The organism is Winogradskyella ludwigii (assembly GCF_013403985.1).
GTDB classification, from domain to species: domain Bacteria; phylum Bacteroidota; class Bacteroidia; order Flavobacteriales; family Flavobacteriaceae; genus Winogradskyella; species Winogradskyella ludwigii.
In genome coordinates this window covers 185,952-197,375 of the sequence record NZ_JABFDF010000004.1, presented here as the reverse complement: position 1 = coordinate 197,375, position 11,424 = coordinate 185,952, and the positions used below count along the sequence as shown (strand labels likewise).

The 11,424-nt window shown below is 30.1% G+C and carries 10 protein-coding genes; all 10 read right to left on the bottom strand.

Going from position 1 to position 11,424, the window contains the following annotated elements; genetic code table 11:
- Positions 1-11: 11 nt before the first annotated feature.
- Positions 12-479 carry a PEGA domain-containing protein gene (locus HM981_RS11370; RefSeq protein ID WP_179338923.1) on the bottom strand — a complete coding sequence of 156 codons (468 nt, stop codon included), beginning with the start codon at positions 477-479 and terminating at the stop codon, positions 12-14.
- A 17-nt stretch (positions 480-496) separates the two neighbouring features.
- Positions 497-892 carry a hypothetical protein gene (locus HM981_RS11365; RefSeq protein ID WP_179313160.1) on the bottom strand — a complete coding sequence of 132 codons (396 nt, stop codon included), beginning with the start codon at positions 890-892 and terminating at the stop codon, positions 497-499.
- Positions 893-1,009: 117 nt separating this feature from the next.
- Positions 1,010-1,603 (bottom strand): hypothetical protein, encoded by a 594-nt coding sequence (locus HM981_RS11360; RefSeq protein WP_179338922.1) that lies wholly within the window; start codon positions 1,601-1,603, stop codon positions 1,010-1,012.
- A gap of 1 nt (position 1,604) precedes the next feature.
- Positions 1,605-2,336 (bottom strand): hypothetical protein, encoded by a 732-nt coding sequence (locus HM981_RS11355; protein ID WP_179338921.1) that lies wholly within the window; start codon positions 2,334-2,336, stop codon positions 1,605-1,607.
- Positions 2,337-2,494: 158 nt separating this feature from the next.
- Entirely contained in the window at positions 2,495-3,373 is an 879-nt protein-coding gene (locus HM981_RS11350) for an energy transducer TonB (RefSeq protein ID WP_179338920.1), read from the bottom strand.
- Positions 3,374-3,453: 80 nt separating this feature from the next.
- Positions 3,454-3,912 carry a hypothetical protein gene (locus HM981_RS11345; RefSeq protein ID WP_179338919.1) on the bottom strand — a complete coding sequence of 153 codons (459 nt, stop codon included), beginning with the start codon at positions 3,910-3,912 and terminating at the stop codon, positions 3,454-3,456.
- A 217-nt stretch (positions 3,913-4,129) separates the two neighbouring features.
- Entirely contained in the window at positions 4,130-6,682 is a 2,553-nt protein-coding gene (locus tag HM981_RS11340) for a T9SS type A sorting domain-containing protein (protein ID WP_179338918.1), read from the bottom strand.
- Between the two features lie 219 nt (positions 6,683-6,901).
- Complete coding sequence (locus HM981_RS11335; RefSeq protein ID WP_179338917.1) at positions 6,902-7,186, bottom strand: hypothetical protein; 285 nt, start codon at positions 7,184-7,186, stop codon at positions 6,902-6,904.
- 322 nt (positions 7,187-7,508) lie between these two features.
- Positions 7,509-10,094: an NACHT domain-containing protein gene (locus HM981_RS11330; RefSeq protein ID WP_179338916.1), complete on the bottom strand. Its 2,586-nt coding sequence runs from the start codon at positions 10,092-10,094 to the stop codon at positions 7,509-7,511.
- Positions 10,095-10,418: 324 nt separating this feature from the next.
- Positions 10,419-11,420 (bottom strand): NAD-dependent epimerase/dehydratase family protein, encoded by a 1,002-nt coding sequence (locus tag HM981_RS11325; RefSeq protein ID WP_179338915.1) that lies wholly within the window; start codon positions 11,418-11,420, stop codon positions 10,419-10,421.
- Positions 11,421-11,424: the final 4 nt, after the last annotated feature.

The following is an 11,424-nucleotide window of genomic DNA, read 5'->3' as shown; positions in this document are numbered from 1 at the left end:
GTATGCAGGCTTTATTTCGATTTTTCTAATTGTCCAACTTTTTCTGAATTCTTGTCAATTTCCATACTTATCTTTATAAAAATGTTTCCACTTTTCGTTTCATAAGTCGTTCCACTTTTTAAATTTCCATCAATTTCTTCGGGTTTCAGTTTGTGCATTGCACCAGTAATTGGATCGATTACAAGTCCGATTATTCCACCAATTAATACATTTCCAATGTACCAAGCATTAAATTTTTTCTCTAATTTGGTTTCATATGTTTTGTATCCATCGAGTTTTAGAGTTAATTGATACTCTTGGTTTCTTTTGAGTTTTTTTTGAACTGGTGTTTGTCCTATTTCAATTTCGTTTATGTAAACTTTCGCAGAACTTGGTTCTGAAGTAATCTCAACATTTTGTCGTGAACCTGAAATAATTGTAGCGCAACTTGAAAGTAATAGAACAGATAAAAATAGGATAGATTTAAAAATAGTTTTCATTGATTTGTTTTTATGGTTTAGTCCAGTTTTAGTTGGTATTGTGGTAATGATGAAACATCTTTATCGTATTTATAAAGATCAATTTTTAATCGGTAACAAGTACTCCATAAATCGGGTTTCTTTTTGTCTACAACTTTCACAATATTAGCTCCATTTTTTCTTGCTTCATTTCTTGCTTGAGTCATTAAACTGTTAAAACTACAATCTGTAGAAAATCCAGAATCTTGAAATCTTAATTCTCCAACTTTAATAATATTATTTTTGGGTAAATTGTGTTCTATATCCAAAAGTGCCACTTTTTCATCAATAGATAATTTTGGTTGTGGGTTAATAAAGTTTGAAGAGATTTTTGGACTACAACTTGTAATTCCAATTACTGTTATTAAAAACAGAATTTTAGTCATTTTTTTCATATACTGTTGTTTAATTCTCCATATTTTTTCAGTGTTGCACATCACCCATATTCCGTTAATTAAATAAGATATAAGCGATACCATACCTTGCCTAATTTTTGTTTACGTTTATTAGGTCTATTTGAAATCTCCAATAACCTCTCCTTCTTTGGCGTTCAGTTTTACGTCGCTCAGATAGCTTAAAATTTTGCCTTTGCCGTCTACATTACCTACAAATCCAAATTCTGGTGAATAGTAGAGTAGGTATTCTTTATTTTTTCTTTTATCCTTATTGGTGAGTTGTTTACAGCGCACTTTAATACAGTTTTTGTATTTATTGGCTGGTGTTTTAAACTTTTGTTGGTTGGCAATCACTTCATAACTCCAGCTGTTATCATGTTCTAGCCACTGATCACCCACTTTAGGGTTTACTGGGAGTATAATTGATTCTTCTAAGGTCTTTTTATTAATGTGGTAGTAGTTTTTCGAGCCTTTTCTGTAATAGGTGGTATCTACAGTTCCCCAACCGTATTTTCTGTATCGCACATAGTATTCCTTGTCTCCAATTGTTTCTTTGTCGTTGGCAAACGATTCGAAATAATGGCTGTCACCGTATTTGTAATACTTGGCGCTGCTTCCATCTTCAAACAAGGTGATGTAGCCTTTTAGCTCTTGATCCTTGAAAGCAACGAGTAGGACTGCTAAGATTATGATGGCTATTATTTTTTTCATATTATTTATTTAATTTAATATTTCCGATATCAAATTTTGTGGGTAGATTATTAAAGTCTGATTCCGAAATGAGGTATTCTCCTTTATAATCTTCGTCAAATGTTATTTTATACTTTTTAATTGTATACGAAAAACCAACACTATACGATTTACCATTGTCAGGCGTTACAGAGTTCGTGGCCGAACTGTAATTGCTTAATTGAATGCCTTGTGTTAAGTCTTCATTTAACTCAGCGAATGCTTTGCCTTCTGGCATAACTCCGCCAATGGTTTGCGAATAGCCACCATTTTCATTTTCTGTTTTATTGGATGTGTTGCTGATTAACTGTTCGAGAATTAGGTACTGTTGCCCCTCAAATTCTGTTTGTCTTAACCAAAGGCCATTTTCGATGGGTAATTTTGGAAGCACATTGACCTCCATAGTATTCGTGGTAAATGTTTTACCATTAAATTCAAAATCGAATGGTCCTATGTTATATGTTTTTGCTTTTTCGAAAATAATGACTCTTTGAAAATCTTCTGATGACATCCCGAAAATTGAGGGTGAACCCGTAACATTGATATTCTTTCCTAATTCTTTTTTTAAGTACTCATTTAAAAAGTCCATGTTAATGGATAAGGTCACTTTTTGTCCAACTCTTGGTTCTGGATTATCGATTTCTATTTCCAGTTTTTTTTGTGCAAGGATATGTAATGAACAACAAATTAAAAGTAAGAGGGTGATTTTTTTCATGTTGTTTTGTTTAGGATGGGTTGGGTGTTTGAGACTCTAATTTAGTGAATAAATTTCGAATAGAATTGAGCACATATAACTAGAATAGAAAATCTGTTAGTTTTTTTTTAAGTAGGCCAGAACTAGCCATAAATTATATATGGTGTTACCCGACGTTTTTATTTCGCAATTTGAAAAACTAGAGGCATTTTGTATAAAACATTTACAGGTTCTCCATCTATTGTTCCTGGTTTTAAATCAGGTAATAACCCTATAACTTCGATGGCATTTTGATTCATGATTTCAGGTCCGCCATTTGCAGTAATGTTTATTGGTCTTCCGTTTTTGTCAATCACAAATTCAATATTTATTCTAATTTTTCCTGTGACATTTACTTCTGCTGCTAATTCAGTATTAAATTTTCTAGCAACGTGCATATTAATATATTTATTTGTGCATTTTTTCTTTTTTTCAACGTCCCATTTCGATTTACATTCGGGTGCTAATGGTGGGTTTTCTATATCTTTAAAGTCAATAATTTCTGATTTATCAATGTCTTTATTTATCAATTCGGATTTAGTATAATCAACTGTTTCAGCTTTTTCTTTTTTTGATTTAATTAGTTTTGGTTTTGAAGGTTTGTCAGTACTTATTTTCTCCATTTCTAATCGCATCATTGGAAGTGAAAAATATGTTTTACCATTTACTTCTTGAAAAGTAATGTGCATAGAAGAATAATCGTTATCCATCCCAATTTTAATTTGGTCATTTTGAATTATCCAATTTTGATTGTCAAGAAAAAATAATTCTTTTATTCTATCGTCTGCTGTTTTACCATATTCTATTTTAAAAACTTTATTTCCTTTGAAATTGAAAATTGAGCCTAAAAAAGCATCTTCCATAAATTTTAAAGCTTCTTTTTGAGACACTTCATCAGAGTTTGGAATTTCGACATTTATAGCTTTCCATTCTCCCATTATTTTTTCATCACTAAGATTTTGAGCCTTTGTTAAAAGACTAAATATAAGAGTGGTAACTAATAGTAATTTATATTTCATATCGTTTGCTTTAAATGTTGCCTAACGTTGTTTTGTATGGTTGACTTTTTCTGTTTGCTGCGCTCGGGTGTTATGTGTAGTTATTTTTTCGGAGTAATAACTTTCGGCAGGACACGAGTATAACATCTTACATTCACTTTCCGTTTTTGGTAAGTAGATTTAGTAAGCTTTAATTCCGTAATTGCTTTATTTATATCTTTTTCAAATTCAGGTGCGCTTGGATATCCTTTAGTAGCAATATCGGACACATTTCCTTTTTTGTCTACTGTAAACCAAACATACATTTCGCCAGAATATTCATAGTCTTTTTCAATCCGATTCAGAATTTGTTCACGTAAACTTTTTTCCAAACATTGTGTCCTTTCTTTTTCGTCCGAAATTCCGTCACAATCAGTTTCGAAAGGTGTTTTGTCAACCATTGTAAAGTGAACTGTTTTTCCGTTTTTCTTTTTTACAAGTTTCAGGTCAGATTGAGAATGAATTATCGAGATATTTAAAAAACCGATAATAAAAGTTACATAAATTAATTTCAATTTCATTGTGTTTTTGGTTTTCTCTAATTACACAAAATGTTTTGTGTATGGTTTGCTTCGCCTGATCGTTGCGCTCGGGTGGTGTGTATTTAAGCACCTAATTTAATAAATAAAAATGGTATAGGAAATCGTTTAGGGTTTTTGTAAGTGGGCTAGGGCTAGGCAATTACTTATAGCCATTGTTGTAGCCAGATTTTTATTTTTGATCCCTAGATTGACACATTTACTTTTTAATGATTTTATAAACTCTTTCATGTTTTAAAGCTTCTTCTTTAAAGACAAGAAAGTAAACTCCACTGCTGAAAGAAGAAAAGTCTAAGCTGTTTTCTGAGGTTGTTTTTTCAAATAGTAATTTACCATTTTGAGAAAATAGCTGTAAGGTATAAAGGTTTCTTTCTTGACTAATCCAATTAATAGAATCCACAAAAGGGTTAGGATAGATTTGTAATTGATTTAAATCAGTACCATTACCAACTTCTTCGATTCCTAGCTTATTCGAAACATTTTTATAAACAGAAATTAGTCCTTGAAATGGTGAATAATTGTCAATGAACAAATCATCTTTACCATCACCATTATAATCGTATAACAGTAAATCTCCTCTGGTACTAGGGTCTGAAAAATCATAAGATGCTAAGTAAGCATCTATTTCAGTTTTAATAAAAGTTAAATAGTCTGTAGTAGTGTAATAAAAAATATTATTTGAATATGCAGAATCATCGTAGTTCCAAGCATATATTTCATAAATACCATCACCATCATTATCATAAAATTCGATGTCTTCAATATTCAAATTTTCAATCATAATTGATTCAAAGTTATTCATGCCGTCATTTTTAAAAAATAAAAATTCATAATCACGATATTGATTGTCATTTATATTGTACACAAAAAAATCTAAATCACCATCTTGATCAAAATCCTTAACTTTTAAATGACTTCTACTGTAAGCACCACTAAAAATTGCCAAACTATTGCCAGAAAATTGTCCATTTTCATTCTCTAACAAATTCATTTCTGATACCCATTGATCATTTTCATAATAATAATTTAAAATCAATAGATCTGTTTCACCGTCACTATTAAAATCATCAAAAGCGAATGTAACTGGCGAAAGATTATCAACGGCATTAATTATTATAGGTTGTAGTATCCCGAAATCGATCCCATTATTATTCTTTACCCAATAAAACCCGCTATTGCCTGTGGCATCAGAAATATTATAAAATATTAAATCTTTAAAACCATCACTGTCTATGTCTGCAAAAGAAACATCAGTTGCACTAAAATTATTATGAAGAGCAATGGACTGAATAAATTCAAAATTATCGTTTCCTAAATTTTTGAAAATTTTGGCATGATCTGCAAAATCCACAAAATCGATAACATCTCCTATGCCGTCATTGTTAAAGTCAACAATATGGCTTTTGGTGTAATGAGACGCATTAGGATTTGACATCACGCCAATTAAGTTTCTCATATCACTCAATTCATTATTAGAATTTTTTTCAAAATAACCCAACCCGTTTTGGGTACCTATGGAAATATCCTCTACACCATCGCCATTCATATCAATTACAGAAAACTCACTTGGTTGGACTACCTGCTGAATACATATCGTTTTATTATTAAGCTCATTTATATTGTTATTAATAAAAATCATTTTCTGTTCATTGAAATTACTCGTAAACATAATATCTAACGTATCATCGTTATTAAGGTCTAGGAAATTTAAATGACTCACTCCAAAATCATTTACAGCAAAATTTGAAGTAATTAATTCAGCATTGCTAAATACACCATTTTGTATGTTGAATTTGTATATACTGGAATGATTTGGTGGAGTTTGTAATGCAACATAAACTGAATAAATTCCGTTCTCTTCATTTTCAATATGGATTGAAGGATTGTTTTCGTAATTGATGTTGAAGGGGATATTATTTACAACTATAATATCATTCAGTACCATAAATTCACCTGAAATTGGATGAACACCAAAATACTTTGCCCATATCGCTCCGTGTTTCAGATATAAAATATCTTTATATCCGTTTTCATCTAAATCCAATGTTCCATATAATTTTAAAGAAGATTCAGCTTGTAATACCAGTGGCTGAACAAAATTATCATTTCCAACATCATATAGGTAAATCTTTAATTTATCACCTTCTTTTATAAAAAAATCAAAATTTCCATCATTATCAAAATCATCAATTTTATGAATGTAGTTAAAATTACCTACTGCAATTATAAATTCAGCTGGGTTTAATCCCCCAATTTGATCATTAATTAGTAGGTAAGCATCATCATTATAGTCTATGACAATTACATCTAGGAAACCATCACTATTGTAATCTAACTTTATAGCATTGACCGCGAAGAAATTATTGTTGCTTTGAAGAATTTCCTCGTCACTAAATGTATCATTTTGTAAATTATATAAAACAGCTATATTGCCAAAATTGTAAGTTATTAAATCGGGAAAACCATCATTATTTAAGTCTAGAGATATAATTGGATTTTTCCCAGTATTTATTAAAGTTGCTGGTTTTACATTAAAATCGCCGTTTTCATTTTTCTGAAGTAAAACATTTCCAGAATTAGTGATACCATGTTTTATTATATCCAAATCACCATCAAGGTCGAAATCATCATAAATAATATTAACACTTAAAGAATCATAATCATAAATATTGACTTTATCCTCAAAATTTATTTGCCCAAATACTGTGTTAAAAATAAATAGCATTAAATTAAAAAGTAGAATTTTTCTCATTTCTTAAAGTAGATTTTTTAAATGAATAATTGGTGTTAGTCAGTTTATTTTCCTGTTAGTGCTGTTGAAATTGGTTACAGTGTGTCTAAGCACCTAATTTAGTAAATAAAAATGGGATAGGGGATCTGTATGGGTTTTTGGAAGTGGGCTAGGGCTAGGATTGGATTGTATATGGTGTTGGCAAAAGGCTATATTCAGTTTACTATAATTGCGAGCTTTTTAATTCCGACGTAATTCATCGTATAACTTCTTGTCAAAAAAATCAATTTCATCCATTATGAGATTATGAAAATCGTCATTATGGGATAAAATGTTTCCATTCAAACATATTCCTCTATATTCTCCAATACAGAGCGTATCTATGTTTTTATCTTTATAATTTATCAGCGCGAATATTCTGCTGTTAATAGAAAATTCGTCTGATTTTTTTAATTCATTCAGTTGTTGTTCAAACTTATTTAAAAAGTTTTCATTGGTGATTTTTTTGTAACGTATATTTTTCAAGTCCACAAATAGATTACTACTACAGGAAATCTGGGAAGGTGATGATATTCCTGGTTCCGTGTAATGAAAATCTATACTTGTTATTTTATTTGAATTACAAGATGTTAGCAATACAAAGAAAAGAATTGTTATTAATTTGATATTCATTTTTTTTGTGTGGGTTGGTTAAGAACGTGCTGCTTTTGTAAAGCTCTAATTTAGTGAATACTATTTGAAAAGAATAGAGCACATATGACTAGAATAGAAAATCTGTTAGGTTTTTTTAAGTAGGCTAGAACCAAGCAATTATTTTTACATGGTGTTAGGTAAATTAATTTATTTCTTAAAAGAAATAGTTCAAATCATCTTCTTTTTTGTTTTCTTTTTCTACTTCCTTAATAAGTTTTTCACATTCTTTTATAGAATAACTTGAACCTCCAATACTTTGATAGTAGGATTCTATTTCATTTAAATGATTATCTAAAAATTCTTCTATAGTATCAGGAATAAAATAAAAAGCCACGCCTTCAATAACCGCACTATATTCAACATCAAATGATTTTATTTTTTTCTTGATAGGTTTCTTTTCTTCTAATAGGCTGATTTTTTTTCCCTCTATAAACTTTTTAATATTAAATCCATTATAGAGTTTTAAAAATGCTACCTCTTGTTTAGCATTATTAGTTTCAATACCTCCTACTTGTATCTCAATACTACTAACTTTAGTTTGCAGTTCTTTTTCTAGCGATGCTTCGAATGCTTTAATTCTAGGGAATATTTTTTTTATAGACCTACTGTCAAATTCAAAAAATGCTAATTTGGAACAATAAATTTGATTAGCAAGATTTACTATTTGGTTGAATTTTGGGTTGCCTTTATATTTAACTAAAGATGCATTGTAATAATTAGAATAGTCTTTACATATTGGATACAATATATATCTTCGAAATGATTTAAAATCTATTTCGTAACACATGTCAATTATTCCATAGTATGACAATGAATTTTCATCTTTATATAAACGATCTAAAATAGCACCTTGCTTTTCTTTTGTATCTCTACAAATAAATTCAGAGGCAAAATATTCTTGCAATGTTTTATGTGCCCATTTGTATTTTAAACCCTCTTTTTGGAAGATTGGAACTGCAGATGTAATATCATTAATGAAATTTGCTATTTTAAATTTTATCCCTGGAAAAAAATCACTTGTCTTTATTAAAAATTTTTCTAACTCAGAATGGTTAAATTCAACTTGATTAAGTAAGGCTGTGAAATAAGCCAATCCCCTTAATATTTTATGAAATTCATATAATGTTAAATTTGATTCTTTTTCTCTTTCATACCTGTCTCCTTTTATTATGTCGTGAGCTTGAAATAATGCTTCAAAAACCTCCCAATAAAACTCTTGCTTTTTTAATGGAATCGTCTCTCGGTGCTCAAATTTCTTATAAAGCAATGATATTAAAAGAGGGCTTTCTAGAAACTCAGTAAGTTCTTTCCTATTATCTTTTTTAAGTTGTTCAATTAATTGAATTGATTTCGGGTTATTATTACCTATTTTTTTTATTAATTCATAAGCTTCATTTGTTTTCAAACGGTCAATATTAAATTCTTGAAAATCTCCAAAAGTTTTTAAAGCCGATTCAGGTCTTGATGAAATAACAAAGAGGTTTATACTGGCTTTGGATATAAAACTTGACATATCTTTAGTAACTTCCTTTTTATTCTTTTTAGATATTTCATCATAACCATCAAAAAAGAAAATAAAACCACCCATTGCAATTAAATCTCTAGTTACCTTTTCTTCAATCTTTATATTTATTGGTTCTAGTTGTTTAGTTATTTCATTAATAATTGTGTTTTTTTTATTTAAACTCCTTAATTCAATAAAAATTGGGATTCCTTTATTTTCAATTGTTGCAGATCGAAATAACCACTTTAAAATTGTTGATTTACCCATTCCTCCATGATCACATATAAGGACTTTCTTATATTTAGGAATAAATTCCTCTGAGAACTTATGAGTTTTGATTTTAACAGGTTGTTCAGACTCTTTTTTACAAGTTAAAGTTAAAGGATAATAGAAATCTTCAATTTTCTTTTGCTGGTTTCCGAACACTAAAGTCTGTGCAGAAGAATAAGTGTTCAAGGCTTGTGAAAGGTATACTCTAAAACGAAATTGATAATCCTTAATTTCAATGTCTTCTTTGGACATACTATTTATTAAAGGTTCAAGATATTTAGTAATTACTTTTTCAATAAGAGTATTGTCTGTTGCAGTGTAAACTTTAAAGAAACTCTTAGCAATTATTGAGTATTCTTTAAGTTGAAGATTTAAGTCTTCAGGTATTACTTTTTTAACTTTTATTAATTTGATAATATCATAAACTGAACTTAATTCAACTTCAATATCAATTGTATTTAAGCCCTTATTTTGACTTATAATTTCACAACATATTTTTTTTACATCTTCTTTTTCTATTTTTTTATTAAAATTAGATAATAACGCAATAGTGGTATTTGCAAACCCAGAACTAGAGATAATATAATATGTGAAGTTATTTTTATCTGGCAATAAATCAGGGTTCAATATTGCATTTAGGACAAATTTTAAAAATTCTTTAATTACAAGAGGTTTAGTTAATCTAGTTTTATATTTTTTACATTGAATTAAACCAACAATTTTATTATTTAAATATAACGTTGAGTCAAACCCTTTTTCGCCAATTCCAGACATTAAGTCTATTTTGTCAAACTTACCAGACAGCTCAATATCATCATATTTTATACGCTCTTTAAAAAGCAAATAACAAAGAGCTTCAAATTCCCTATCAGATATTTCATTGAGCGGAAAATTACCATTATAAATTGTTGGTTTTAATGCATTATTTTTTATTTCCGCTAATTTCTCTTCTGTTATTCTTTTCATATATTTTTTATGTAATGAAGCTCTGTTTTTATTTTGCCTAACTCGTTATATAATAACTATTATGACTCATATCCCCTAAATATAGTCAGTTAATCATAACATTAATACATTAAATAGACATCCAACAAACATAATCGTTATTTGTCAGAAAATCTATACGTAAAGTTACGTACAGATCCTCCTCATCAAAAGCCAAGTTAAAACCTTCTATGGTAAATCACTTACGGTAATCCGTAATAGCAAAAACTAAGATGTAAAATGCAAAAACCACCAAGCATTCGCCAAGTGGTTTTATATTCATATTATAACTATGGATTACATCCACTACATTTTCCAGTCCGTTTTTAAATAGGTCAGTGCCTCTTCTAAAGCTTGTTTTGATGGTTTAGGATTAAAGTTGAGTTCTTCTTTAGATTTACTAATATCATAATCTTGTTTTAGTCCATAAAACATATCTAAATAATGCCGTTGCAATAAGGGTTCTTTTCCTGTGAGTTTACTGCTAAACTCCATAAGACCAGCCACTGTGTACAATAGGCATTTGGGTACTTTTTTAGGGGTTTTTAGTTTTAATTCTGGATACAACTTAGCCGCTATGTTTACACTGTCTTGTAATGTGGTGTGTGTTGGGTTAGAGAGTATATAGCGTTCTTGGTCTTTGCCTTTTAGCATGGCTTGGTACGCGCCAAAAGCCACATCTTTTACATCTACCCAGTTTAAGGTGACGTTGGTGTCTACAGGGATTTCGCCTTTTAAAATTTGATAGACTAAGTTGTTAGAATAACTGAGTTTGTGGGCCTGGCTGCCAATCATTGCCGATGGTAAAATGAGAACGGTTCTGATGTTGTATGTTTCACCCAAGGCTAAAGCCAGTTTATCAGAATCGTTTTTAGAATTGTAATACCAGTTTCTTCGGTCTGTGTTATACCCATTATCTACGTTGGCTGGTAAGGTGTTAAAGTCTAAAGCGGCTACAGAACTTACATAGACGATGTTTTTAATGCCACATGCTTTGGCGCTATCGAACAGGTTTTGGGTGCCTTTTAGGTTGTTGTCGTAAATCTCCGTTTTTGGGTCTTTTGCCCACATGCTAAAGTTGGCGGCCACGGCATAGATGTGCGTGACGTCTTTACATGCTTTTCTTAGGGCTGCTTTGTCTAGAAGATCTGCTTGTACCACCTCGACATCTAGACCTTTAAACGGTGCGGTGTTATTTACATCTCTAACGGTTGTTCTTACGTTTTGGTTTTTGGATAGCAACAAACGGATTAGATTGTTTGCTAAATGGCCATTGCCACCGGTTACTAAGGCTAAGTCTTTACTCATCACT

What these genes read in the sequence shown, in the direction of transcription:
- HM981_RS11370 (WP_179338923.1), bottom strand. Translation starts at nt 479, where the DNA reads ATGAAAACTATTTTTAAATCTATCCTATTTTTATCTGTTCTATTACTT.
- HM981_RS11345 (WP_179338919.1), bottom strand. Translation starts at nt 3,912, where the DNA reads ATGAAATTGAAATTAATTTATGTAACTTTTATTATCGGTTTTTTAAAT.
- HM981_RS11340 (WP_179338918.1), bottom strand. Translation starts at nt 6,682, where the DNA reads ATGAGAAAAATTCTACTTTTTAATTTAATGCTATTTATTTTTAACACA.
- HM981_RS11355 (WP_179338921.1), bottom strand. Translation starts at nt 2,336, where the DNA reads ATGAAAAAAATCACCCTCTTACTTTTAATTTGTTGTTCATTACATATC.
- HM981_RS11330 (WP_179338916.1), bottom strand. Translation starts at nt 10,094, where the DNA reads ATGAAAAGAATAACAGAAGAGAAATTAGCGGAAATAAAAAATAATGCA.
- HM981_RS11325 (WP_179338915.1), bottom strand. Translation starts at nt 11,420, where the DNA reads ATGAGTAAAGACTTAGCCTTAGTAACCGGTGGCAATGGCCATTTAGCA.
- HM981_RS11365 (WP_179313160.1), bottom strand. Translation starts at nt 892, where the DNA reads ATGAAAAAAATGACTAAAATTCTGTTTTTAATAACAGTAATTGGAATT.
- HM981_RS11350 (WP_179338920.1), bottom strand. Translation starts at nt 3,373, where the DNA reads ATGAAATATAAATTACTATTAGTTACCACTCTTATATTTAGTCTTTTA.
- HM981_RS11360 (WP_179338922.1), bottom strand. Translation starts at nt 1,603, where the DNA reads ATGAAAAAAATAATAGCCATCATAATCTTAGCAGTCCTACTCGTTGCT.